The 23,813-nt window shown below is 61.7% G+C and carries 20 protein-coding genes and 1 pseudogene; 8 read left to right on the top strand and 13 right to left on the bottom strand.

Annotated features, from left to right (window positions below):
- Positions 1-72: 72 nt before the first annotated feature.
- The 4 genes from RB548_RS08575 to RB548_RS08560 all read right to left on the bottom strand — a co-directional run bounded on the left by RB548_RS08575 (position 73) and on the right by RB548_RS08560 (position 3,242).
- A complete protein-coding gene (locus RB548_RS08575; RefSeq protein ID WP_331374508.1) occupies positions 73-339 on the bottom strand; it encodes an usg protein in 267 nt (88 codons plus the stop codon).
- A gap of 222 nt (positions 340-561) precedes the next feature.
- The gene (locus tag RB548_RS08570) at positions 562-1,392 is read right to left on the bottom strand and encodes an ABC transporter permease (protein ID WP_331374507.1); all 831 of its coding nucleotides are present in this window, start codon (positions 1,390-1,392) and stop codon (positions 562-564) included.
- Positions 1,389-2,192, bottom strand: coding sequence for an ABC transporter permease (locus RB548_RS08565; protein ID WP_331374505.1), 804 nt, complete (start codon positions 2,190-2,192; stop codon positions 1,389-1,391). Before RB548_RS08565 ends, RB548_RS08570 begins: the two co-directional genes overlap by 4 nt.
- Positions 2,193-2,459: 267 nt before the next feature.
- Positions 2,460-3,242 carry an ABC transporter substrate-binding protein gene (locus RB548_RS08560; RefSeq protein ID WP_331374504.1) on the bottom strand — a complete coding sequence of 261 codons (783 nt, stop codon included), beginning with the start codon at positions 3,240-3,242 and terminating at the stop codon, positions 2,460-2,462.
- A 402-nt stretch (positions 3,243-3,644) separates the two neighbouring features.
- Between RB548_RS08560 and RB548_RS08555 the strand changes: the two genes are divergently transcribed.
- Positions 3,645-5,897 (top strand): OmpA family protein, encoded by a 2,253-nt coding sequence (locus tag RB548_RS08555; RefSeq protein ID WP_331374503.1) that lies wholly within the window; start codon positions 3,645-3,647, stop codon positions 5,895-5,897.
- Between the two features lie 145 nt (positions 5,898-6,042).
- Here the strand turns inward: RB548_RS08555 and mobB are convergent, their stop codons facing one another.
- Genes mobB through RB548_RS08540 form a run of 3 tightly spaced genes read right to left on the bottom strand, consistent with a single transcriptional unit; the run spans position 6,043 to position 8,132 of the window.
- The gene (mobB, locus tag RB548_RS08550; RefSeq protein WP_331374502.1) at positions 6,043-6,555 is read right to left on the bottom strand and encodes a molybdopterin-guanine dinucleotide biosynthesis protein B; all 513 of its coding nucleotides are present in this window, start codon (positions 6,553-6,555) and stop codon (positions 6,043-6,045) included.
- Complete coding sequence (gene mobA, locus RB548_RS08545) at positions 6,552-7,211, bottom strand: molybdenum cofactor guanylyltransferase MobA (RefSeq protein ID WP_331374501.1); 660 nt, start codon at positions 7,209-7,211, stop codon at positions 6,552-6,554. The genes mobB and mobA overlap by 4 nt, the downstream gene beginning before the upstream one ends.
- A 12-nt stretch (positions 7,212-7,223) precedes the next feature.
- The gene (locus RB548_RS08540) at positions 7,224-8,132 is read right to left on the bottom strand and encodes a DMT family transporter (protein WP_331374500.1); all 909 of its coding nucleotides are present in this window, start codon (positions 8,130-8,132) and stop codon (positions 7,224-7,226) included.
- Between the two features lie 420 nt (positions 8,133-8,552).
- Between RB548_RS08540 and RB548_RS08535 the strand changes: the two genes are divergently transcribed.
- Positions 8,553-11,102 carry a methyl-accepting chemotaxis protein gene (locus RB548_RS08535; RefSeq protein WP_331374499.1) on the top strand — a complete coding sequence of 850 codons (2,550 nt, stop codon included), beginning with the start codon at positions 8,553-8,555 and terminating at the stop codon, positions 11,100-11,102.
- Positions 11,103-11,299: 197 nt separating this feature from the next.
- Here the strand turns inward: RB548_RS08535 and moaA are convergent, their stop codons facing one another.
- A complete protein-coding gene (gene moaA, locus RB548_RS08530; RefSeq protein ID WP_331374498.1) occupies positions 11,300-12,349 on the bottom strand; it encodes a GTP 3',8-cyclase MoaA in 1,050 nt (349 codons plus the stop codon).
- Positions 12,350-12,740: 391 nt separating this feature from the next.
- Between moaA and RB548_RS08525 the strand changes: the two genes are divergently transcribed.
- Positions 12,741-13,115 carry a DUF971 domain-containing protein gene (locus RB548_RS08525; protein ID WP_331374497.1) on the top strand — a complete coding sequence of 125 codons (375 nt, stop codon included), beginning with the start codon at positions 12,741-12,743 and terminating at the stop codon, positions 13,113-13,115.
- Between the two features lie 9 nt (positions 13,116-13,124).
- Here the strand turns inward: RB548_RS08525 and RB548_RS08520 are convergent, their stop codons facing one another.
- On the bottom strand, positions 13,125-13,604 hold the full coding sequence (locus tag RB548_RS08520; RefSeq protein WP_331374496.1) for a MarR family winged helix-turn-helix transcriptional regulator: 480 nt from the start codon (positions 13,602-13,604) through the stop codon (positions 13,125-13,127).
- A gap of 47 nt (positions 13,605-13,651) precedes the next feature.
- On the opposite strand from RB548_RS08520, the gene RB548_RS08515 reads away from it, so the two are divergent.
- Positions 13,652-14,569 carry an alpha/beta fold hydrolase gene (locus RB548_RS08515; protein ID WP_331374495.1) on the top strand — a complete coding sequence of 306 codons (918 nt, stop codon included), beginning with the start codon at positions 13,652-13,654 and terminating at the stop codon, positions 14,567-14,569.
- A gap of 67 nt (positions 14,570-14,636) precedes the next feature.
- Positions 14,637-15,245, top strand: a complete 609-nt coding sequence (locus tag RB548_RS08510) for a pyridoxamine 5'-phosphate oxidase family protein (protein ID WP_331374494.1) — start codon at positions 14,637-14,639, stop codon at positions 15,243-15,245.
- Between the two features lie 44 nt (positions 15,246-15,289).
- Here RB548_RS08510 and RB548_RS08505 read toward each other — a convergent pair whose 3' ends face one another.
- A complete protein-coding gene (locus RB548_RS08505; RefSeq protein ID WP_331374493.1) occupies positions 15,290-16,360 on the bottom strand; it encodes a GGDEF domain-containing protein in 1,071 nt (356 codons plus the stop codon).
- Between the two features lie 275 nt (positions 16,361-16,635).
- Positions 16,636-18,129 carry a class II fumarate hydratase gene (gene fumC, locus RB548_RS08500; RefSeq protein ID WP_408642405.1) on the bottom strand — a complete coding sequence of 498 codons (1,494 nt, stop codon included), beginning with the start codon at positions 18,127-18,129 and terminating at the stop codon, positions 16,636-16,638.
- 397 nt (positions 18,130-18,526) lie between these two features.
- On the opposite strand from fumC, the gene RB548_RS08495 reads away from it, so the two are divergent.
- The gene (locus RB548_RS08495) at positions 18,527-20,425 is read left to right on the top strand and encodes a L,D-transpeptidase family protein (RefSeq protein ID WP_331374491.1); all 1,899 of its coding nucleotides are present in this window, start codon (positions 18,527-18,529) and stop codon (positions 20,423-20,425) included.
- Between the two features lie 131 nt (positions 20,426-20,556).
- On the opposite strand, the pseudogene RB548_RS08490 reads toward RB548_RS08495, so the two are convergent.
- Positions 20,557-21,314, bottom strand: a pseudogene (locus RB548_RS08490) (IS5 family transposase).
- Positions 21,315-21,400: 86 nt separating this feature from the next.
- Positions 21,401-22,084 (bottom strand): HAD family hydrolase, encoded by a 684-nt coding sequence (locus RB548_RS08485; protein ID WP_331374490.1) that lies wholly within the window; start codon positions 22,082-22,084, stop codon positions 21,401-21,403.
- A gap of 325 nt (positions 22,085-22,409) precedes the next feature.
- Here RB548_RS08485 and rpiA point away from each other — a divergent pair, with 325 nt between their 5' ends.
- Complete coding sequence (gene rpiA / locus RB548_RS08480; protein ID WP_331374917.1) at positions 22,410-23,105, top strand: ribose-5-phosphate isomerase RpiA; 696 nt, start codon at positions 22,410-22,412, stop codon at positions 23,103-23,105.
- Positions 23,106-23,226: 121 nt separating this feature from the next.
- A complete protein-coding gene (locus tag RB548_RS08475) occupies positions 23,227-23,775 on the top strand; it encodes a DUF2059 domain-containing protein (protein ID WP_331374489.1) in 549 nt (182 codons plus the stop codon).
- Positions 23,776-23,813 lie beyond the last annotated feature (38 nt).

Raw genomic sequence — 23,813 nt, 5'->3', positions numbered from 1 at the left:
AGAGCAACGAATTGCCGTGACCGCATCCGTTCGGGAATGGGATGCTCAGTTGGAATGCAGCCGTCGCCCGCTTCAGTGGAGAATGAATTCGCCCTTGAGTGACCGCCATTCGGTGGCCGATATCAGCTTGCGATGCACGTAGTGCACCGAATGCAATGGCCCGTCCAGTTTCTCCTGCCAGAACTTCAGGAAGTGGCGCATCTCCGGAAAGTCCGGCGCGATGTCGTAGTGCTGCCAGATATAGCTCTGGAGGAAGGCCGGATGATCGGGCATCCGGTAGAGAATCTGGGCCGTCGTCAGGCCGTAACCCTTGAGCTGCAGTTCCATCTCGTTCGTCATCAGGACCTCACTTCTCGCAAAGGTTGGTCTCTATGATGAAACGCTTGATCTATTAATCAAGTCCTAATATTTGTGCGGAAACGGGATTTCCTGCAGAATAACAAAGGCTTGGCAGCACTCGTCAACCGCTGCTGCCAAGCCTTCAAAGAACAAGCGATCCGGCCGCACGAGCGTCGGGAATGCGAATGGCGATCGGAAAGCCGCTGCCCGTCAGCCGCTGCGCTATCGTTTCAGATGCCGCGTCAGCCGCGCCTCCAGCAAAGCCCAGACGTTGCGCAGCAATTCGACCATCAGCAGGTAGAGAACCGCGGCCCAGACATACATCTGATAGTCGAAGGTGCGGGAGAAGGCGCGGCGCGTCTCGCCCATCAGGTCGAAGACGGTCACGATCGCCACAATCGCCGAGCCCTTGATCATCAGGATGATCTCGTTGCCGTAGGGGCGGAGCGCGACGATCATCGCCTGGGGCAGGATGATCTTGAAGAAAGCCACGCGCTGCGACAGCCCGAGTGCCGCGGCTCCTTCGTGCTGGCCGCGCGGCACGCTCTGGATGGCGCCGCGCAGGATTTCGGCCTGGTAGGCGGCGGTGTTCAGCGTGAACGTAAAAAGCGCGCAGTTCCAGGCGTCCCGGAAGAACCACCAGAGTCCCATCGCATCGAGCTGCGGGCGGAAGCTGCCGAGGCCGTAGTAGACGAGGAAGAGCTGGGTGATCAGCGGCGTGCCGCGGAAGAAATAGACATAGGCATAGGAAAGCCAGGACCATATCTTGTTCTTCGACATACGCCCAATCGCCACGGGCAGCGACAGGATCGCTCCCATGACGATCGAAGAGATCACCAGCGTCAGCGTAACGCCGAGGCCGGACACGAAGCTTGGCCCGTATTTCGAGAATTTCTCGGGGTCCCAGCCGTTGACGACGGTGAGGAAGATGCCGACGGCAAGCGCGAGCCAGACACCGAGCGTGACGCTGCCGATGAAGCGCGACAGGGTGTAGGGTTTCGGTGGTGCCGGCGGCGGTGCCTGGGGCGGGATCATGGTTTCGGCAATGCTCATCGGCTCATCTCCGCGCGTTTGGTCCAGCGCTCGAGCGCCGAGAAGACGACGGATGAAATCATCGCCAGGATCAGGAAGAGAATGCAGGCGATGCCGAAGAACTCGAACGCGTGCTTGGTGACTCGAGCGGCGACGCCCGTCTGGCGGAGAATGTCAGGCAGGCCAACGACCGAGACGAGGGCGGTGTCCTTGAGCAGTGCCATCCAGAGGTTGCCGAGGCCCGGAAGCGCGATGCGCACGAGCTGCGGCAGGATGATCAATCGCATCGTTTTACCGCGATGGAAGCCGAGCGCGTCGCCGGCTTCGTACTGTCCATGCGGAATCGCCTTAAAGGCCGAGAGCAGTACTTCCGAGCAATAGGCGGAGAAGACGACCCCGAGTGCAATCATGCCTGCAACGAAGGCGTTGATCTCCACCGGGCCCTCGTAGCCGACGCCGGCAAGGAACTGCTGCACCAGGATCTGCAGGCCGTAGTAGACGATGAAGAGCGTCAAGAGCTCGGGCAGGCCGCGAAAGATCGTCGTATAGATATTGGCCGCAAGGCGGAGCGACCGTTCTTTCGATTGCTTCGCGAGTGCGATGAAGAAGCCGGCCGCCAGCCCGATGGGCAGGGTGGCGATCGCGAGGCTCGCCGTCACCAGGAATCCGTAGGCGATCTCGTCGCCCCATCCGGCATCGCCACACGCCAGAAGCGTGCCTGAGCCGAACCAATGAAACACTCCGATCGGGCCACAGAGCGGATCGATGACCGACCCGATCCAGGCGAAAACGGAGAAAAAGGCGGCGAACAGTCCGCTCATGCCAATAGATTCCCCTTGCAGCGTTCTTTTTTGGGCGAATGACGCTTATTTTCGAGGGTTCTTGTCAAACAAAAACGGCGGAAGGGCAAGCCATCCGCCGTTGCATTTTTTTCATCAACCGAGATTTCCCCGGCATGACCGGCGCGAAAATCGAGCCTACTGCATGTTTCCTTAAATCGGAGCCGATTTAAAAACATTCCGCCATTCAAAGTGCTACAGCGACCTTTGTGCACCTGAAAAAGACGCACGGCGCTGTAGTCGCGTCGATTAGCTGCCGTAGACGTCGAACGGGAAGTACTTTTCGTTGATTTCCTGGTACTTGCCGTTTGCACGGATGGCTTCGATTGCCTTGTTGAGCTTTTCGCGCAGCGCGTCGTCGCCCTTGCGAACGGCAATGCCCGCGCCTTCGCCATTGATGACCGGGTCGATCGGCAGCGTGCCGAGCAGCTTGCAGCAAGCGCCATCCTCGGTCTTCAGCCATTCCGAAAGTACGACAACGTCGTCGATGACGGCATCGACGCGGCCATTGGCGATGTCGAGCTTGTACTCATCCGCGGTCGGATAGAGTTTCACTTCCGACTCCTTCATGTGCGCTTCGGCATAGTTGGAGTGGGTAGTGGAACCCTGCGCACCAAGCGCCTTGCCAGCAAGTGCGGCTTCGGTCGCTTCGGTGATCGGCGAGTCTTTCGGAACGACGATCGCCGGCGGCGTGTTGTAGTACTTGTTGGTGAAGTCTACCTTCTCCTTGCGCTCGGCGGTGATCGACATGGAAGCTACGATCGCGTCGAACTTCTTGGCGATGAGCGCCGGGATGATGCCGTCCCAATCCTGGGTCACAAATGTACATTCAGCCTTCATCTCTTCGCAAAGGGCCTTCGCGATGTCGATGTCGAAACCTGTCAACGAGCCGTCCGCTTCGAGATTGTTGAAGGGCGGGTAGGCGCCTTCCGTGCCGATAACGACCTTTTCGCCATCTGCCATGGCGGTGCTGGCCATCAGCACGAAAACGGCAGCCGATGCGGCGGCTGCCAGCCGTCTGGAAATACGCATGATTATCCTCTCTGTTGGCTGACACCCGTTTTTTTCTTATTCGCGGGTGCCAAATAGGGCCGAGGCTTCCGCCACGGTTGCCGGGATATTCGTACTTCTCCTGTAAAAATCAACTGGAAAGCGCCATCGCCCACCGCGAAAGGGGATTCACGCGTCTTTCGTCCTCTTCGATGGCGCGAGAGAAAGATGAACGGCTTGTTCAGGCGAGGTTAATGTCGCGTCCGATAGCCCTTGAAGCGGAACCGATCCGCGACTGCAGCGTTGCGATTACGAACGCGACTGACCACAAAAAAGTCGGAAACCGCGGATCATGGCCCTGTGGGAGCAGGCTTGCAGGCGTGACCGTTCAATCGGATCAGGACGCGCAGCGAGCCGAGCCTCCCAATAAGAGGAAGGAAAACAATGTCGATTCGATCCAGACTTTTCGCGACGGTGGCCTTGCCGGTATTCGCGGCGACTTTTGCCGTACAGCCTGCGCTTGCCGAGAGCCTGATGGCGCCGTTCGAAGTTGCTCAGGAAGGCGCGGGGGAACCGTCGCCTGAGGATTTGCTGTTGCTCAAGAAGCGCAGAAAGCAAGCCCAGGAATCCCAGGGACAGGCTGAGGAACAGCAACCGCAGGCCGAAGAGCAACAGGCTCCGAGGCGCAAGAAACGCCAGCAGCAGGCTGAAGAACAGCAGCCTGCAGCCGAGGAAAGCGCTCCGCGGCAGGCCGAAGAGCAGCCGGCACCAAGGCGCAAGAAGCGCCAGCAACAGGCTGAGGAACAGCAGCCGGCCGCCGAGGAAAGCGCTCCGCAGCAAGCCGAGGAGCAGCCGGCTCCAAGGCGCAAGAAGCGCCAGCAGCAGGCTGAAGAACAGCAGCCGGCCGCCAAGGAAAGCGCTCCGCAGCAGGCCGAGGAGCAGCCGGCTCCAAGGCGCAAGAAGCGCCAGCAGCAGGCTGAGGAACAGCAGCCAGCCGCCGAGGAGGGCGCTCCGCAGCAGGCCGAGGAGCAGCCGGCTCCAAGGCGCAAGAAGCGCCAGCAGCAGGCTGAAGAACAGCAGCCAGCCGCCGAGGAGGGCGTTCCGCAGCAGGCCGAGGAGCAGCAGGCTCCACGCAAGAAGCGCCAGCAGCAGGCTGAAGAACAGCAGCCTGCCGCCGAGGAAAGCGCTCCGCAACAGGCCGAGGAGCAGCAGGCTCCACGCAAGAAGCGTCAGCAGCAGGCTGAAGAACAGCAGCCAGCAGCCGAGGAGGGCGCTCCGCAGCAGGCCGAGGAGCAGCAGGCTCCACGCAAGAAGCGCCAGCAGCAGGCTGAAGAACAGCGCCAGGGCGACGAGCCCACTCTTGGAGTGGCGCCGCCCGCGACGGCAGAGCAGGAGACGGGCGAACAGCCGCAGGCTCGCCCCGCTCCGGAAGTCGTGGATAAGCGCACGGAGGAAGAGAAGGTCAAGATCGCCAAGGATCCGGCGGCAACAGACGACACGGTTGTGCTTCCGGTCGAAAACGGTGCGGCCGTTCTCGACAGCGACAAGGATGCCGACAATGTCGGCGGCAACCGTGCGCGCGAAGCGCGGCGCAAGCAGCGCGAGGAATTGCGTGCCAAGGAAGAAAGCGTAGCGCCGCCGACCGACGATGCCGCCGCCCAGGCGGAAATATCGACCGAGGTTCGGGAACAACTTCCGCAGAGGATCGAGGCCAATCTCAAGGAAGAGGGGCAGCGCATCGAGGAAGCTCCGGCCTTCGCCGTCCCTCAGACGACCAACATCGTCAACAACACGATCGTCAACAATACGGTGATCAACAACACGACGACCGAAGTCACCGAGGTGCAGGTCGTCGAGGAAGTTGAAGACCGGGTGATCCTCGGCGTCGGCGACCGCATCTTCGTTCGCGGCGACGACCGGCCCCGTCTGCGGCGCGACTCGCAGGAAACCTACTACGACCAGCTGCCGCGCGATCGCGTGCGCGAGACGATCGTTCGCCCCGGTGGTTATCAAATCGTCACGATCTACAACCGCTATGGCGATATCGTGCAGCGCTCGCGTATTGACCGCGACGGCAATGAGTATCTGATGATCTACGCGCCCGAGTACGATGAGGATGATAACCGTCCGGCGATTGTAGACGTCGGCTATGATCTGCCGCCGATGCGCCTGACGATACCGGTCGAGGACTATATCGTCGACTACGCCGATGATCCGGATCGGGACTACTACGAGTTCCTGTCCGAGCCGCCGGTCGAGCAGGTCGAGCGCGTCTACACGATCGATGAGGTGCGCAACTCCGCCCGCCTGCGTGACAAGGTTCGCCGTATCGACCTCGACACGATCCACTTCGAGACGGGTAGCGCCGAGGTGTCGATGTCACAGGCCAAGACGCTGCGCGGCGTCGCGGACGCGATGTCGAAGGTCCTTGAGAAGGATCCGGGTGAAACCTTCTTCATCGAGGGCCACACGGACGCCGTCGGCTCCGACCGCGACAACCTGGTTCTTTCCGACCAGCGTGCGGAGTCGGTCGCCGTGCTCCTCAGCGAAGTCTATGGCGTGCCGGCCGAAAACCTCGTGACGCAAGGCTACGGCGAGCGCTTCCTGAAGGTGCGCACATCGGAGGCCGAGGAGGAGAACCGGCGCGTGACTATTCGCCGCGTGACGCCGCTCGTCCGGCCAGTCGCGCAGCGGTAAGCACTGCAGCGGGGCGGCAGAGGTTTTCGCCGCCACTCGTTGTTTGACGAGAACGGGGCCGGGAGACCGGCCCCGTTCCTATGTCTGGCGTCGGAAGCACTGCAATGCCGTTGAGCAGGTGCAGCGGAAAGCACGATCCGGAGGCTCAGCCGCGCAGTCGCGTAACCTTTTCCACGAAATCGGCGATCGCGGCCGTGTCGTCGAGCTCGAAGACTGAAAGATCGGTATCGGTCACCGGATGATCCGCGGCAATGGCAACAATGTGCGGGTCGCTCGGCGCCAGGGGCTCACGGTTGGCCGAATCCATCCGCCGCGCTTCGATCTTCGGGATCGGCTCGCGCTTGTAACCTTCGATAAGCACGAGATCGCAGGGCGCAAGTCGCGCCAGCACTTCCTCGAAAGACGGTTCCGGCGCGCCGCGCAGCTCGTGCATGATTGCGAAGCGCGTCGAGGAGACGATCGTGACCTCATGCGCGCCGGCCTCCCGGTGGCGGTAGCTGTCGGCGCCGACCTTGTCGATGTCGAAGTCGTGGTGAGCGTGCTTGATCGTCGACACGACATAGCCGCGCCGCGTCATTTCGCTGACAAGACGGACCATAAGCCCGGTCTTGCCGGAGTTCTTCCAGCCGGCAATGCCGAATATTCTGGGTTGGGTCATGGTTTGCGATCCTTGAGGCGTTGCGCCCAAGCTTCGGCCTGCTGAAGTTCTTCGGGGGTGTTGATGTTGAAGAATGGGTCGAGCGGACCAGCCTTCGTCGCGATCATCGGGAAGTCTACCGCTGCCGAAGGGTGGCGCGCAATGAAAGCGCGCACGCGCAACTTGGTGTCGGTGCGGATCCAGGCCTCGAGATCATCGGCGATCGCGACCGGCCAGAGCGCGAAAAGCGGATGCATCTCTCCGCCGGAATAAGCGACGACAATCTTCCCCTCCAGGTCCGGTGCGGAGGAAAACCGGCCGACGAGGTCGTCGGGAAAAAACGGCGTGTCGGTCGGCACGGTCAGAACATGGGCCGCATGCGGCGCAACCTCTGCAGCGTGGCGCATGGCGGTGAGGATGCCTGCAAGGGGTCCGAAGTAACCGGGCACCATGTCGGTCAGTACCGGAAGGCCCTGCGGCAGGTCGATGCCGGGATCGGCATTGAGGTTGAGAGCGATGCTGCCCACCTGCGGGGCGAGCCGTTCGATGATGTAGTCGAGCATGGTCCGGCCATCGAGTACGAGGGCCGCCTTCGGGCGCCCCATGCGCGAGGACCTTCCGCCGGCAAGAATGACGGCGGGCGGGCGTTGCGGTGTGTGAGGGGCATTCGTGACCATCGACGCGTTCCTCTATTCGAGGGGGCCCGCAAGGGAGCTCTGGGCGACGGCCTTCCGCCCGCGCAGGCTCTCGCGATAGAAGGTATAGAGGCCGGAGCCGACGATGATGGCGACCCCCGTCAGCATCCAGCGATCCGGTGTCTCCGCAAAGAAGAAAATGCCGATACCGATCGACCAGAGCAGGCTCGTGTAGCGGAACGGCGCGATGACCGATATGTCGCCGTCGCGCATCGCCAGCACGATCGTCTGGTAGCCGAGCATCAGGAGAATGCTGGCACCGGCAATATGGGTCAGCGAAGTGGTCGACATCGGTTGCCAGCCGCCGAACGGCACGATCAGCAAAGCGCCGACCAGCGTCGTCACCGTGGCGGTGGTAACGGTAATGAAGAGCGAGGGCACGTCGCTGCCGATCCGGCGGGTGCAGAGATCGCGCGTCGAGGTGCAGAAAACGCAGGCGACGACGGTCAACGCTGCCGGTGTGAAGCCTTCCGGCCCGGGTCTCAGCACGATCAGCACGCCGAGGAAGCCGACGGCGATCGCCGTCCAGCGACGCCATCCGACTGGTTCGCGCAGGAAAAGCGCCGCGCCGAGCGTGACCGCCAGCGGCAGCGCCTGCATGATCGCCGAGGCGTTGGCGAGCGGTATCTGCCCGAGCGCAGAAATATAGGTGATCGACGCCAGCGCCTCCATGGCGATACGCAGCAGGACCGCCGGCCGCAGGATCGTTCGGATCGGCCGGAATGCCCGAAAGTGGACGGCGAACCCCAGCACCATCAGCGTGGTGAGCAAACCGCGGACGAACATGATCTGGCCGGTGTTCATTACGCCCGTCACGGATTTTACGAGCGCGTCGTTGCAGGCAAAGCTGACCATGGCAAGGCACATGAAAACGATGCCGCGGACATTGGCAGATGAATGCATTCGTCTTTCCTGGTGGCCCTCGGCCGAGGCCAAAATGCGGTGCTTGGCGGGAGGAGGCGAATCCATCCAAAGAGGTGCGCTCCTTGTCCAAGCATTGACTGCCATTTCACGCAAACTCAAGCATCGTTTGTACAGGATCGCTTTTCATTTGAAGAGCGAGCCGCCCGACGCGAGATTCGAGGGGCGATCGTGCCTTCGGAGCTTTATTCGCGGAATCTTAAGTTTCGCTGCCTATCGTCCCGATGATTCCGCAGTGCAATCGCATGAAGCGATCGGTGGATGACGGGCCTCAAATCTTCTTTGGCACCGTCGATCCGTGATGTGTCCGCCGGAGCCTGGGAGGTGCTTCCGCCGGCATTTCAACACCAAGAGAAGCCACCGTGCGGGCATGTTCCTCATAATAAGAACCTGGGGTCCGCAATGTCTTTGATCGATCGCCTTCTACAGCGCCTGCGTATCGTCACAAAAGTCCTCCTTTTCGTGGTTCCGCTCGTGGCCCTGATCGCCGGGATCGGTCTCGTCGGCTTTTTCACGGCTCGTACGCTCAATGGGCATATGACCGTCACGCGCGAGACCATCAACAATCTCTCGGATTTCCAGGCTCTGCGCAGTGCCTTGCAGGCCTTCGCCGATAACCCGAGCGAGGAAACGCGCGATGTCCTTGCGAAAGAGGTCGGCGAGCAGGAGGAGGGGGTCAGAACCCTCGAAGGGCTGCTGGCGCGTGACACGGACAAGGCTGAGATCGCCTCGGTCGTTGCACTCGGTGGCCAGATGCGCAACCAGACCGACAAGCTCTGGGCGGTCAAGGTCGAGCAGGACTCGGTAACGACGTCGCTGGAAGCGGCGCTTGCTGACATGAGCGAGAAGGGTAACGGCGCCTACAAGCAGATCGATATCATCCGGAGCGAATCGGGTGAAAAGGAAGCCTTCGCCAAGGCGCTGCTCTTTGATGCAGCCGCCTATCAGGGCGTTGCCGAACGCATCAAGAAATTTCGCCTGCCGGTAACCATGGCGGTCAATCCCGACGCCAAGATCGATCAGGCGAACAAACTGCTGCCGCATCTGCTGAAGCAGATCGGGGAAGCCGAGAAGATTGCTTCCGAAAAGGTCCAGAAGCCGATCGGTGAACTCAAGGAACAGGCGCTGAAGATCCAGACAATCCTCGCCGGTGCCGAGGACAATGAAGCGAAGAAGAACGCCCTCGTACCGATCCTCAGCAAGCTCTCGAAATACGAGGCCGACTTTGCCAAGGAGGCGGTCAAGAATTCAGACACCGCAGCCAAGCGCTTCGTTGGCATGGACGAGGAAATCTCGACGCTGAAGACGCTGATCGCCTTGATGAGCGATACTTTCAAGGGCCTCGACAATACCCGCTTCCATATCAGCGAGCTGCACCGCTCGCTCGATGCAGCGAGCCGCGACCTCGTGATTGCAGATATCAACGCCGTACGCGAGACAGCCGGGAAGCTTTCCGAGCTCGGCGGCAAGAACGCAGCGCTCCGCGATCTGCCGGCGAAGCTCGGCCCCTCGCTCGACAACATCGACAAGGGCACGGCCGCGTTGATCGACGTTGGCGGCCGCTGGCAGGCCGCCAAGAGCGAGGCCGCAACGCTTGTCGCTGACGCGAGCCGTACGCTCGAAAACTTCGTCAGCAGCGCGCAGGAAGCCGGAAAGCAGGACAGCCAGCGCTCGGCGACGGTCTCGATCGTCGCAATGGTCGCCGGAACGCTGCTTGCGATAATCGGCGGCCTGATGCTGGTCGAGACACTGCGCGGCCCGCTGAAGCGCGTGACCGAAACCATGACGCGGCTCGCCAACGGTGATCTCGAAGTGGCGATTGAAGGCCGCAACCGCGGCGACGAAATCGGCGACATGGTGCGCTCGGTTGCCGTCTTCCGCGACAACGCACTCGAAAACGTGAGGCTGGAACGCGAGGCGGAGGCAGCGCGCACATTGTCTGCAGAAGAGGAGGCGCGGCGCTCGCAGGAACGCGCGCGCATCGAAGCTGAGCAGATGCAGGCGCTCAACGCTCTTTCCGATGTTCTTGCCCAGCTTGCTGCCGGCAACCTCGAGGAAGGCATGGCGGAAGACCTGCCGGCGGATTACGTCATCATGGCCCGCACCTACAACAACGCCGTCGAGGCGCTGCGTGCGACGCTGACAGATGTGCGTCTCGTCGCGGAAGAGATCTCCGGTGGGACGGGCAATCTCTCGGCTTCGGCCGACGATCTTGCACGCCGTACCGAGCAGCAGGCAGCGGCGCTTGAAGAGAGCTCGCGTGCGCTCCGTCAACTGACTGAGCTCGTGCGCTCGACCGCCGAAAGCGCCCGCCGCACGACGGTGTCGGTCGATGAGACGAACAACTATGCGCAGCACTCCGGCCAGGTCGTCGCCAAGGCGATCGATGCCATGGCGGAAATCAACCGCTCGTCCGAAAAGATCGGCACGATCATCGGCGTGATCGACGAGATCGCCTTCCAGACCAATCTTCTGGCGCTGAACGCGGGCGTCGAGGCGGCGCGCGCCGGCGAGGCGGGCCGCGGTTTCGCGGTTGTGGCCCAGGAGGTGCGCGAATTGGCGCAGCGTTGCGCAGGAGCCGCCCGCGAGATCAAGGGGCTGATCTCGGCGAGTTCCGCCCAGGTGCGCAGCGGCGTGGCACTGGTGCAGGAGACCGGCGAAGCGCTGACGGTCATCAACGAGCATATCGCCACCATTCACCAGCTCGTCAGCAATATCGAGGCGTCCGCGGCTGACCAGTATACCGGTCTCAGTGAGGTCAATTCCGCCGTTCACGAGGTCGAGCTGATCACGCAGCAGAACGCCGCGATGGTCGAGGAGAACACGGCGGAAATCCATGGCCTGCGCCGGCAGGTGGAAGCACTCAACGAGAAGATCGAACGCTTCAAGACCGGCACCGGCGGTGTGGGCGATTACGGTGAGGTCCGGTACGGCTCGACATACGCCGCCTAAGCCGGGAACTGCGCCTCACCCTGGCCCTCTCCCCGCAAGCGGGGCGAGGGGACATCAGCGGATGACGTGCTGCGACGTTCCCGTTTAATCGCCAGAGAGGAAGCAGGTCGGTGCGGCAAGCGTCCTTCTCCCCGCCTGCGGGGAGACGGTGCCGGCAGGCGGATGAGGGGCAGTGCTTGAACGCCCCTCGACGCCGCTCAGCCGCCGGTTACGCTCATATGACGTGCGACGGCCGGGCGGTTGTGTTCGCGGTCGATGATGAAGTCGTGGCCCTTCGGCTTGCGGGAAATCGCCTCGTCGATGACGCGAGAGAGGTAGGCGTCGTCGTCCGTCGAGCGCAGCGCCGCGCGGAGATCGGCGGCATCGTTCTGGCCGAGGCACATATAGAGGGTGCCGGTGCAGGTCAAACGGACGCGGTTGCAGTTTTCGCAGAAATTGTGGGTTAGCGGCGTGATCAATCCGAGGCGTCCACCGGTTTCCGCCACCTCGACGTAGCGGGCAGGGCCACCGGTGCGGTAGGGAATATCCCTGAGCGTGAACTGAGTTTCCAGACGCTCGCGCATCTCGGAAAGCGGTAGGTAGTGGTCGGTCCGGTCCTCGTCCACTTCGCCCATCGGCATCGTCTCGATCAGCGTCAGGTCCATGCCGCGCCCGTGCGCCCAGCGCATCAGCTCGGGAATCTCGGCATCGTTGAAGCCCTTGAGCGCCACCGTGTTGATCTTCACCTTGAGACCGGCGGCCTGAGCCGCATCGATGCCCTCGAGGACCTTCGAAAGCTCGCCCCAGCGGGTGATGTGGCGGAACTTGTCATGGTCGCGGGTATCGAGCGAAACATTGATGCGGCGCACGCCGCAATCGGCGAGTTCAGCCGCGAATTTCGACAGCTGCGAACCGTTGGTCGTGAGCGTCAACTCGTCGAGGTGGCCGCCTTGGATCTCCTTGCCGAGTTCGCGGACGAGGAACATGATGTTCTTGCGCACCAGCGGTTCGCCGCCGGTGAGCCGGAGCTTGCGCACGCCCTTGGCGATGAAGGCGGAACAGAGCCGATGCAATTCCTCGAGCGTCAGCAGATCCTTCTTCGGCAGGAAGGTCATGTGCTCCGCCATGCAGTAGGTGCAGCGGAAATCGCAGCGGTCCGTGACTGACACGCGCAAATAGGTGATCGTCCGACCGAAAGGATCGATCATCGGCGTCGTGGCACTGTCAAGCGGCTGTGCGCCGGTTCTGTCTATCGCGGCATTGTTCAAGGCTTTTCTCCCAGCGCTTTCAATGTCGTGGGCAAAAACCCTCGCGTCAAGGCGCATACTGTCGCAAATTTCGGTGATGTGGCGGTCGATCGGAAGTTGTTGCTGGGTAGAATTCGAAGGAAGACGCGCATTTGCGTCCGAATAGGCTCGAACGATCTGAAAATGTTTCCGCTTTATCAGCGTATCCTTCCCCTTTTCCGTGGAGAGGATCTGCGCTCGCGGGCGGACGAATTTAGTAGGTCCTGGGCATGATCTGGGGTACTGCATGTTTCCTTAAATCGCAGTCGATTTAAGGAAACATGCAGCGGTTCAAAATGCCACAGCGTCCTTTGCGCGTCTAACAAGACGCGCGGCGCTGCAGTGCCCAGCGGATGAATGCGGAGTGAGTATCATGAGTGAATTCTGGCCGACTGAGTTGCGCGTATCGAAGGACCGTCACCGCCTCACCGTCACCTTCGACGACGGCGCCTCCTACGACCTGTCAGCGGAACTGCTGCGCGTGCTTTCGCCTTCGGCCGAGGTGCAGGGGCACGGGCCTGGCCAACGGGTGACCGTACCCGGCAAGCGCAATGTCCAGATCATTTCTGTGCAGCCGACCGGCAATTACGCCGTGCGCATCGGCTTCGATGATTTCCATGACACGGGAATCTTTACCTGGAGCTACCTGCGCGAATTGGGAGAGAAGGGCGCGGAACTCTTCGCTGCCTATGAGCAGGAGTTGGTCGAAAAGGGCATGTCGCGCGACAAGTCGGAAAAGCCGCGCTGACCCGCGTTCTCAATCGCTACCTTCCTTCAGCAGGAAGGCGATGACCCGCTCCATCGACTGAGCGACCGTCATGCAGTCCTCGATCGGCGAGCCTGTCAGCGACTTCTCGATAAGCGCCGTCTGGATCTCCATTGCCTCCTCGGTGAGCGTACGGCCGGCCGGTGTCAGCGAGAGCCGCAAGACGCGCTTGTCGCGCTCGTCTCCTCGGCGCTCTATCAGGCCGCGCTTCTCGAGCTGCGGCAGCAGCATGCTCATGTTGGATCGTCCGACGAGCAACTTGCGGGCGAGTTCCTGCTGCGTGATGCCGTCAAAGCGATAGAGGTTGATCAGGATATCGAGATGCGGCGGCTTGATGTCTAGATGGGCGAGCTCCCGCGTCAATGTCTGCTGCATCAATTGGCAGGCGCGGGCGACGGCGATCCAGCTTCGAAACCGCGGATGATCCCAGGGAAAATGGTGTTGTTCTGTTGTCACTTGCTTTTTGTTCATCGTTGCACAATGATGTTCATAGTTGAACGTTTCAAGAGAGTTTCACTATGGCGTCCCTCGGAGTCAAGGTCATCCGTCCCGCGCTGAAAGCCGTGTCTGCCGTCTCCGCCGAAGCTGCCGGCAGGCTCGCTTTCAGGATCTTCTGTCTCACACCGAGCCGCAAGCCGAAAAGCGCCAAGGAAGCAGCCTTGCTGAAGGCGGCGGTGTCGACGATGGAGCGCTCGCAAAAGGTCACCCTGTCCTTCGCCGGTGGCTGGTTTGTCGCGCATCATTTCCCGCGGCGCCCAGGCGCTGAAGGCCCGCGTATCCTGCTCGCCCACGGCTGGGGATCGCGCAGCGACTATCTCGCGACCTTGATCGATGGCCTGCTTGCTGCCGGTGCGGAGGTGGTTGCGCTCGACTGGCCGGGGCACGGCGCTTCGCCGGGACGGTCGCTGACGATGCCGCAGGCGGTGAGGGCGATCGATGCGGCCTGGCGCCACTTCGATGGATTCGACGTCGCAATCGGCCATTCCTTCGGCGGCGCGAGCCTCGCCTGCGCGGCGGGCGCCGTCGTCTGCGATGTGCCTGCGCGGGTGCCTGGAAAACTGGTGCTGATCGGCGCGCCGAGCGAAATGACCTGGCTCTTCAAGGGTTTCGGCAAGATGATGGCTCTTGCGCCGGCCGCCCAGGCCGCCTTCGAGGGCATGGTCGAACGCCTCTCCGGTCGCCCGGTCGATGGCTTTGACGCAGCCCGCATTCTCGGCATGCTGCGAAGGCCGGTGCTCGTCATCCACGCGGAGGACGACAAGGAGGTTTCCGCCAGCCACGCCCGCCGCTACGACACGGCCGGGCCGAACGTCGAGTTGTACTGGGCAAACGGTTTCGGCCATCGCCGCATCGTGTCCGCCGAACCGGTCATTGACAGGATCAAGTCCTTCCTTGGCGAAGGCAGGAAAGCTGCTCACTTGAGAAGAATCGCCTGATGCTGTCATCAAGACGTCATGCTATCCGTTGAAAGCGCATGCAAGAGCAGGCGTCACGGAGGATGGAATGACAGTCATCGGCACGGTCGAGGAACTGAAGGCGCTTTACGGCGAGACGAGCGACGCGTCGATCGTCAAAGTGACGAAGGCACTGACGGTGGAATACCGGCAGATGATCGAGGCATCGCCTTTTGCTGCGCTCGCGACCGTCGGGCCCGAGGGGCTCGATTGCTCTCCACGTGGCGACGATCATTGTGTCGTCCGGGTCGCGGGCGACAGGACTGTACTGATGCCCGACTGGCGTGGCAACAACCGCGTCGATTCGCTTGCCAACATTGTCCGCGATCCGAGGGTGGCGCTGCTGTTCCTCGTTCCCGGATCGAATACGACTATGCGCATCAACGGCACAGCGGTCGTCAGTGTCGATCCGACGCTCACAGGCTCGTTCGAGGTCGACGGCAAGCATCCGCGCAGCGTTATCGTGATCACAATCGGAGAGGTTTATTTCCAGTGCGCGCGGGCGCTCATCCGTTCGCAGCTCTGGAGCTCGGATCGCTTCGTCGATCCGGCGTCGTTGCCGACCCCCGGCGCGCTGCTGAAAGCCGCCAAGGCAGATTTCGACAACGAAACCTACGACCGGGAATGGCCCGGGCGCGCCGCCAAGACGATGTGGTAGGCGCTGCCGATCCTTCTGGCAACAGGCGACACTGCGGGCGGTGCCTATCGCCGATAGATCAGCCAGTTGCGACCGGAATCCTTGCGCATTCCCTCCTCGAAGAGGACCGTCCGGTTTCGGCCGGCATTCTTGGCAGAATAGAGGGCCACATCGGCCTTGTTGTAAAGATCGACCGGATCGTCCGCCTCGGTCGCCATGCAAACGCCGACGGATAGGGTGATCGGGCCGTAGTTGACGCCCGTCTTGGAGTTCTTGAAGGGGGTGCCGGCAAGCACGGTGCGGATCCGGTCGGCCGCCTGGAGGCATTCCTCCTGCGTGATATCATTGAGAATGACGGCAAATTCCTCGCCGCCGGTGCGCGCGACGAACGCATCCCGGCGTAAGTTCGCTCTGATGACACTGCCGACGCTGGTAAGAATCTTGTCGCCGACCGGATGACCGAACGTATCATTGACCTTCTTGAAATGGTCGATATCGGCGACGAGCAGGCCGGTGAAGTTGACTCGATGTTCGCTGTTGTAGACGGCGGCCAGGGCATCATCAAAGGCCCGCCGGTTGGCGAGGCGCGTCAGGGAATCGGTGTTGGCGATGCGCTTGTATTCATCGAGCTCCTGCCGGATTACCTCCATCTCGAAGGATTTCTGGACGACGCTCTGAACGCGCTCCTTGCCCTGGTTCATCGTATCGACGGTCGCTTCGGTCAGGATGCCGATGGCGTGGCGCAGAATGTCGGCGCTCGCGGCGCTCTTGCTGGTCATGTTGAGATAGGCTTCATCGAGAACCTTGTTGTAGTTCTCGAGCGCGTATTGCTCGTCCTTCAAGAGGTTGACGAGCTCGCTCAGCTTGGCCGCAAGCGTGTTGTGAGCCCGCTCGATGCCGCTCGGGCGGTGAATGTGGCTGAAATATTGTGCGCCGATCGCGTCGAGCTCTTCCTGTGTCGCCCGGCTTCCAAGCGCCGCAAGCTCCTTGGACAGTTGCGGATTCGAACCGAGGTAGGCCTCGTAATAAAGCTCGTAATTGCGCGGTATTGGCGCCACCCCCATCATCCGCATGGCGTGGGTGATCTGCGCGGCGATATCCGGCGCCGGCGCCTTATTCGAGGTTGCCGTTTGCATATGCAAACCTCCTTTATTTATCCAATTCTAAAGTCTGGCAATTTTTAGGGAGAAATGATTTGTGAAGTCTTAACAATTGCTTGAGCGCATCGATACAATTCGACCAATTTCGGGCTGATACGCCTACAGCGCCGCGCGTCCTATCAGACGCGCAAAGCATGCTGTAGCGCTTCGAGTTGCTGCATGTTTTATCCTTAAATCGGCTGCGATTTAAGGAAATGGCGACGACGAGTGTGCCGCGGCGCCGGTGATCGCGCCGCGGCAATCGAGATCGATCAGGCAGGGCCGATCATCGTTTCCGGGCGAACGATCGCGTCGAACTCCTCGTTCGTCACATAACCGCCGCCGACGGCTTCCTCGCGCAGCGTCGTGCCGTTCTTGTGCGCGGTCTTGGCGATCTTCGCGGCATTGTCGTAGCCGATCTTCGGCGCCAGCGCGGTGACGAGCATCAGCGAGCGGTCGAGCGCCGCCTTGATGTTGTCCTCGCGCGCCTCGATGCCGACGACGCAGTTGTCGGTAAAGGAGACCGCCGCGTCGGCGAGAAGCTGTACCGACTGAAGGAAGTTGTAGGCCATCAGCGGATTGTAGACGTTGAGCTCGAAATGACCCTGGCTGCCGGCGAAGGTAAGCGCCGCGTGGTTGCCGAACACCTGGACGCAGACCTGAGTCAGCGCTTCGCACTGAGTCGGATTGACCTTGCCCGGCATGATCGACGAGCCCGGCTCGTTTTCCGGCAGCGCCAGTTCGCCGAGGCCGGAGCGCGGTCCGGAGCCGAGGAAGCGGATGTCGTTGGCAATCTTGAAGAGTGCGGCTGCCGTGGCGTTGATCGCGCCGTGGCTGAAGACCATCGAATCGTGAGCCGCCAGCGCCTCGAACTTGTTCGGCGCCGAAGTGAAAGCGATGCCGGTAATGCCGGCGATCTCCTCAGCAACCTTCTCGGCAAAGCCGATCGGCGCGTTGAGACCGGTGCCGACGGCAGTGCCGCCCTGGGCAAGTTCGCAGAGGCCGGGCAGGGTCATCTCGATGCGCTTGATCGAGGACGCAACCTGCGCGGCATAGCCCGAAAATTCCTGGCCGAGCGTCAGCGGCGTTGCGTCCTGCGTGTGGGTGCGGCCGATCTTGATGATGTGGTCGAACGCCTTCACCTTTTCTTCGAGCGCCTTGTGCAGGTGCTTCAGCGCCGGCAGCAGATCATGGGTCACGCGCTCGGCGCAGGCGATGTGCATGGCCGTCGGATAGGTGTCGTTCGACGACTGGCTCATGTTCACATGGTCGTTCGGATGAACGGGCTTCTTCGAGCCCATGACGCCGCCGAGCAGTTCGATCGCCCGGTTGGAAATGACCTCGTTCGCATTCATGTTCGACTGTGTGCCCGAACCGGTCTGCCAGACGACGAGCGGGAAGTGATCGTTGAGCTTGCCGTCGATGACCTCCTGCGCCGCCTTGACGATCGAATCGCCAACCGCGGAGTCGAGGCGACCGAGCGCCATGTTGGCGCGTGCCGCTGCCTGCTTGACGATGCCGAGGGCCCTGACGATCGCGACAGGCTGCTTTTCCCAGCCGATTCTGAAGTTCCCGAGCGAGCGTTGCGCCTGGGCGCCCCAATAGCGGTCGCTCGCCACCTCAATGGGGCCGAACGTATCTGTTTCCGTGCGGGTCGATGTCATCGTGATACCTGCCTTCGTCTGCGGTTCATCAAGCCGAGGCGAGAAACGTTGTCTCAGCCGGTCGTTACGCCCCGGTGCCGGGCACCTCTCTGCCCCGGTCACACAAGCTTGTAAAGGCCCGCAAAGCTACGGCCGCGCCTACAATCGTTTGAATTGTTGCAGCGCGGCATACGATCTGCTTGCGCTGATCCGTGGGGCCTGCAACCGTGGGAGTTGTGACCTTTCCGTCACATTGCGCGTTTTCCTCTTGCCGGACAAATTGTAACCCGGGAAACACCGATGCAAGCGCTACGGGCGCAAAACAAATACGAATCAATTTTTTAAGACGCTTCACGCAGCCTTCGAATGAGGTGTTTTGTGACAGGTTTCGGCCGAGGGAAGGCAGGCCGTTTCCTTTTCATTCACCATCCTTTTCTATAAGTCGTGGAGCACGAGGGCGTGGCGAGAATCTGGCAGCGGTCGAATTCGGCGACAACGCAAGACGGGGATCTTTGTTCTTATGAAAATTATCAGATCGGCAGCGATTGTGGCGCTCATGAGCGGGTGCGCGATTGCAACCATGGATGTACGGCCGGCATCGGCGCTCACCCTCATGGACTTCATCCGTGGCGGCAAGAAACGAACGTCGCCAGAGCACATCCAGCGTGGCCAGCCGCTGCCGGGCATGGGCATGATGGTCCCGCAGCAGATCGATCCGAGAACCGCCGCAAAGCCGCCGCGCGTCACCGGGCCGCGGTACTACACCTACAAGGCCGAGCCGCTGCGCCGGATCGCCACGGACCACCTGCTCGATCCTATCGTGACCGGTTCAGTGCAAAACGGCGCCTTGCCGCCGATGCTGCGCCCGCCGCTTTCGGATGCGAGGCAGTTTCTCCCCGAAATCAAAGTCCGCGCCACGGACAACGTCGCAAAGGCGGTTGAGAACTACTATGGCGCCCGGACGGATTTCGTGTGGATCGATGGCAGCGGCGTCAGCGTGCACGCCAAGTCGGCCCTTGCGGTACTCGCGCAAGCCGCGAAGGTCGGCCTCGATCCGCAGGACTATGCGGTTCGGGTACCGTCCGACACCTTCGATCGAGGCGACATGATCGCCCGCGAAAAGGAACTCGTGCAGTTTGAAATAGCGATGTCGGTCGCGACGCTGACCTATGTTCAGGATACGGTGCGCGGCCGCATCGACCCGAACAAGATCTCGGGTTATCACGACTTCAAGCGCAAGAGCGTCGACCTCTTCGCATTCCTCGACAAGATGGCGGCAAGCGACGACGTTGCGGCACTCATCGAAAGCCAGAACCCCAAGAGTGCGCAATTCCTGGCCCTCAAGACAGAACTGGAACGCCTGCACGCGCAGACGGATGCGACCCCGCGTGTGGAAATCGCCCCGGGTACGCTGCTGAAACCCGGCGAGAGCAATCCGGAGCTCGCCAACGTCATCGCCGGTATCAAGCTCAAGGCGTCCGAATCGCTGAAAACCGAGCACGCCGTCGTGCTCGCGAGCTACCAGGGAACGCCGGACTATACGCCCGAGCTGGTTTCCGTCGTCGAGGCCTTCCAGAAGGAACACGGTCTGAAGGCCGATGGCGTCGTCGGCCAGGCCTCGATCCGTGTGCTGACGGGTGGCGACACCACCGCCGGCAAGATCAACAAGATTGAAATCGCGATGGAGCAGGCGCGCTGGCTGCCGGATGGATTGGGCAGCCGCTACGTCTTCATCAACCAGCCCGCTTTCACGGCCTCCTATACGGACCAGGGCGTGGAGCAGTTCTCCATGCGCGTGGTCGTCGGCTCGAAGACGAACCAGACCTATTTTTTCCAGGACGAGATCCAGACGGTCGAGGTCAATCCCTACTGGGGCGTGCCGCAGTCGATCATCGTCAACGAGATGCTGCCGAAGCTCAGAAGCGATCCCGGCTATCTCGACCGCATGGGGTATCAGGTCGAGGTCGGTGGCCGCGTCGTGTCGTCGTCCGCCGTCAACTGGTACGGATCGACCTCCTCGGTCGCGGTGCGCCAGCCACCGAGCAGCGACAACGCGCTTGGCGAACTCAAGATCCTCTTCCCGAACGCCCATGCGATCTACATGCATGACACGCCGTCGAAGAGCTTTTTCAAGCGCGACCAGCGGGCGCTCAGCCACGGCTGCGTGCGCCTCGCCGATCCGCGCCGCATGGCCGCTGCGGTTCTTGGTACGAGCATTGACGAAGTCGGCAAACAAATAGCGAGCGGCAGCAACAAGGCCTTGCAGGTGCCGCAGAAGGTGCCGGTCTATGTTTCCTATTTTACCGCATGGCCGAACAAGACCGGTGCCGTAGAATACTTCGACGACGTCTATGACCGCGACATGTACATGGACCGGGCATTGGAGGCGACGCGCAACGCTCGCCGCGCCGAGGGATAAAGGAAAGGGCCGCTACTGCATGTTTCCTTAAATCGGAGCCGATTTAAGGACAAAAACATGCAGCAATATTCAAAGTGCTACAGCGACTTTTTGTGCGTCCGAAAGGACGCACAGCGCTCTAGCGTCTGGACTCAATCAGCCCACCAGATGATTGTTGCGGCGAGTTGGACAGCGGCAATGAAGTTTCGCGCGAGCTTGTCGTAGCGGGTGGCGATGCGCCGCCAGTCCTTGAGCCTGCAGAACCTCCGTTCGACGAGGTTGCGCCGCTTGTAAGCGGTGCGATCGAAGGGATGGCGGCGCTTGCGGGTGGGGTTGTTGGGAATGACCGGGATGGTGCCGCGTTCGATCAGGAATGAGCGTAAGCCGTCGGCGTCATAGGCGGTATCGGCCGCACAAACGCGCGGCGGCGGCAAGGCCGCCAGCAACGGGATGGCAACGCGCACATCGCCGCGCTGGCCGGGCGTTACTTCGAGGGCGATCGCTCTGCCACGGCTGTCGCAGACCGCATGGATTTTCGTGCTCCTGCCCCCGCGCGAGCGGCCGATGGCTTGCGTCTCCGCCCCCCTTTTCCGCCGGCCGCGGCGCGATGGGCCTTGGCGGTGGTGGAATCGATGGCGTGAAAGTCGTCGTTTGGTGAGACCGCGCACAGCGCCTCGAACAGGGCGCGCCAGACCTTGCGCCGCGACCAGCGGTTCCAACGGTTGTAGACCGTCGTATAGGGACCATAGACAGTCGGGCAGTCCCGCCAGCGACAGCCGGATTGCAACACATGAATGATGCCGCTGAGAACACGCCGGTCATCGACCCGCCGGGCGCCGGGCTGGTTCTTCGGCAGGCAGGGTTCGATCGCCGCCCATTGTTCGTCGTCAAGCCAGAACGCGTTTGCCATGGTTCACCTCTCCGTCGCGACAGAGAATCACGTTTCAACGCAAATTCATAGCCATGATTGAGTACGGACCTTAGTGCGGTCCTTTCTCATTTGTGCTTTCGCGAAAGAAGCGTTTCTACCAGATGGGGTGTCAGTTCGTCGAAATGCTGGATGACGCGATCGGGACCGAGGCTCTCGATCGGCACGTCGGAATAGCCGAACGGCACTGCAATCGAGGGTACTGACGCGTTTCTCGCAACAAGGATGTCGTTGAGGCTGTCGCCGACCATTACGGCGCGCTCGGCGATGCTGCCGGCATTGGCAACCGTCGAAAGCAGATGTTCCGCATGCGGCTTGCGGACCGCGAAAGTGTCGCCGCCGGCGACGGCAGCGAACCGGCCGAGCAGCCCAAGCCCTTCGAGAAGGCGCGTTGCGAGCGCTTCCGGTTTGTTGGTGCAGACAGCGAGCTTAAGGCCGGCATCCTGCAGACGATCGAGTGCCGCGACGAGGCCCGGATACGGCAGCGAATCCCCCGGCATCGAGCCGTGGTAGAAATCCACGAACTCCTTCATCTGCCAAGCAAGGTCCTCTTCGCTGAGTGCCTTGCCGCGCAGTGCGAAGGTGCGCTCGATCATCGCCCGCGCGCCGTGGCCGACGAGATGGGTCAGGTCCGCATAGGTAACAGGCTCGACTCCAGCCTGTGTGACTGCGTGGTTGAGGCTGGCGACGAGATCCGGGGCGGTGTCGACAAGCGTACCGTCGAGATCGAAGACGACAATGGGAGGAGACACTGGGGACCTCGCGTTGGCGGAAATCTGGGACACGTCGCGTTGATGCGCCTTCATGCAACGCGCTTGCGGCTTTGTTTCCATGCATGTCGTCGCCCCAAAACCGCTGTGCACGCTTGGGCGACATGCATTGGCTGTTCGGGTAAGCGAAGTGGGCGAGGAATGCAACGGTGCGCATCAGCGCAGGCTGCTCGCGGGAATCCGGCAAAGCGCTCTTATTTTGGCTTTTGTTTGCGGCGACGGGCGTGTAAGTGTCTCAGCGGAAATTGGACAGTGGCTGGCCTGCTTGGCCTCGCCATCTGAGCGATCACGAGGGAGCGAGTGGCGCATGGACGCCCGCCAAATGAAGATCAAGGCCGCAGCCGCAGCGCTTGAATATGTCGAGAATGGCATGCGGCTTGGAATCGGTACCGGTTCAACTGCCGAAGAATTCGTCCGGCTGCTCGCCGAAAAGGTTGCGTCGGGCTTCCAGATCGTGGGGGTGCCGACGTCCGAGCGCACGGCCCGGCTTTGCCTCGAGCTCGGCGTGCCGTTGAAGTCGCTCGACGAACTGCCGGACCTGGATCTGACGATCGACGGTGCCGACGAGCTCGATGGGAAGCTGAGGCTGATCAAAGGCGGTGGCGGCGCGCTGCTGCGTGAGAAAATCGTCGCCAGCGCCTCTGAGCGGATGATCGTCATTGCCGACGAATCGAAGGTTGTCGACGTACTCGGCGCCTTCAAGCTGCCGATCGAGGTAAACCCGTTCGGCCAGGTCGCAACGCGCCTGGCGATAGAGAAGGTGGCGTCCCGGATGGGAATGACGGGCGAAATCGTCGTTCGTGCATCGGGCGACGGCCCCTTCATGACCGACGGGGGACACCTCATACTCGATGCATCTTTTGGCCGTATTCCTGATGCAGATGCGCTCGCGGCAGAGCTGAATGCCATCCCCGGGGTGGTTGAGCACGGGCTGTTTATCGGGATTGCGTCATTGGCGATCATCGCCGGTCCGGAGGGAGCCCGTACCCTGACGGCGTCCTGAGCCGATGCCGCCGCTTCGACGAAGCGTTGCGGACGGCGCAGAAAATAGGATTTCCGCACATGTCTGCCTGGCGGCGGCGATCGGCCGGGCGACAGGTGCCAACACAGGAGCATGGATAACAATGAAGAAACTCACAGGTCTTGCCCGCACTTTCGCAGCTGCCGCCGTTCTCGTTTCGGTTTCGGTTCCGGCGGTTCGCGCCCAGGACGTGACCGAAGATCAGATCAAGACGGCCCGCGCGACCATCGCAGCGCTTGGCGTGACCAACACTTTCGACAACATTCTGCCGCGTCTGGCCGAGCGACTGAAGAATACGCTGATCCAGTCCTCGCCGAACCACCAGGAATTGATCACCGCGACGGTCGACGAGAAGGCGCTCGCTCTTGCAGCGCGGCGTGCGGATCTGGAGCGCGAGGCCGCAACCATTTACGCCAAGACCTTCTCGGTCGAAGAGCTGAACGCGATCACCGAGTTCTACAGCTCGCCGGCCGGCAAGAAGCTGCTGGACAATGGGCCGATCGCTTCCCGCGAATTGCTGAAGGCAGCCGATATCTGGGCCGCCGGCGTTTCGCGCGACCTGACCAATGACGCGACCAAGTCGCTCGATGCGACCATCGGCGCGGCAGCACCTGCAGCCGACGCTGGTACCGCCGCTCCGGCGCAGCAGTAAATTGCCGCAAGGCTGGCGACACATCGACAAAGCCCGGA

This window comes from Sinorhizobium chiapasense (assembly GCF_036488675.1).
GTDB classification, from domain to species: Bacteria; Pseudomonadota; Alphaproteobacteria; order Rhizobiales; family Rhizobiaceae; genus Sinorhizobium; species Sinorhizobium chiapasense.
This window is presented reverse-complemented; position numbering and strand designations above follow the sequence as displayed.

Excerpts from the sequence above, each read along its gene's own strand:
- mobB (WP_331374502.1), bottom strand. The coding sequence starts at position 6,555 with ATGACCCAACCCAGAATATTCGGCATTGCCGGCTGGAAGAACTCCGGC.
- RB548_RS08555 (WP_331374503.1), top strand. The coding sequence starts at position 3,645 with ATGTCGATTCGATCCAGACTTTTCGCGACGGTGGCCTTGCCGGTATTC.
- RB548_RS08570 (WP_331374507.1), bottom strand. The coding sequence starts at position 1,392 with ATGAGCATTGCCGAAACCATGATCCCGCCCCAGGCACCGCCGCCGGCA.
- mobA (WP_331374501.1), bottom strand. The coding sequence starts at position 7,211 with ATGGTCACGAATGCCCCTCACACACCGCAACGCCCGCCCGCCGTCATT.
- RB548_RS08495 (WP_331374491.1), top strand. The coding sequence starts at position 18,527 with ATGAAAATTATCAGATCGGCAGCGATTGTGGCGCTCATGAGCGGGTGC.
- rpiA (WP_331374917.1), top strand. The coding sequence starts at position 22,410 with ATGGACGCCCGCCAAATGAAGATCAAGGCCGCAGCCGCAGCGCTTGAA.
- RB548_RS08565 (WP_331374505.1), bottom strand. The coding sequence starts at position 2,192 with ATGAGCGGACTGTTCGCCGCCTTTTTCTCCGTTTTCGCCTGGATCGGG.
- RB548_RS08510 (WP_331374494.1), top strand. The coding sequence starts at position 14,637 with ATGACAGTCATCGGCACGGTCGAGGAACTGAAGGCGCTTTACGGCGAG.
- RB548_RS08540 (WP_331374500.1), bottom strand. The coding sequence starts at position 8,132 with ATGCATTCATCTGCCAATGTCCGCGGCATCGTTTTCATGTGCCTTGCC.
- RB548_RS08525 (WP_331374497.1), top strand. The coding sequence starts at position 12,741 with ATGAGTGAATTCTGGCCGACTGAGTTGCGCGTATCGAAGGACCGTCAC.
- RB548_RS08475 (WP_331374489.1), top strand. The coding sequence starts at position 23,227 with ATGAAGAAACTCACAGGTCTTGCCCGCACTTTCGCAGCTGCCGCCGTT.
- RB548_RS08560 (WP_331374504.1), bottom strand. The coding sequence starts at position 3,242 with ATGCGTATTTCCAGACGGCTGGCAGCCGCCGCATCGGCTGCCGTTTTC.
- RB548_RS08575 (WP_331374508.1), bottom strand. The coding sequence starts at position 339 with ATGACGAACGAGATGGAACTGCAGCTCAAGGGTTACGGCCTGACGACG.
- RB548_RS08535 (WP_331374499.1), top strand. The coding sequence starts at position 8,553 with ATGTCTTTGATCGATCGCCTTCTACAGCGCCTGCGTATCGTCACAAAA.
- RB548_RS08505 (WP_331374493.1), bottom strand. The coding sequence starts at position 16,360 with ATGCAAACGGCAACCTCGAATAAGGCGCCGGCGCCGGATATCGCCGCG.
- RB548_RS08515 (WP_331374495.1), top strand. The coding sequence starts at position 13,652 with ATGGCGTCCCTCGGAGTCAAGGTCATCCGTCCCGCGCTGAAAGCCGTG.
- RB548_RS08520 (WP_331374496.1), bottom strand. The coding sequence starts at position 13,604 with ATGAACAAAAAGCAAGTGACAACAGAACAACACCATTTTCCCTGGGAT.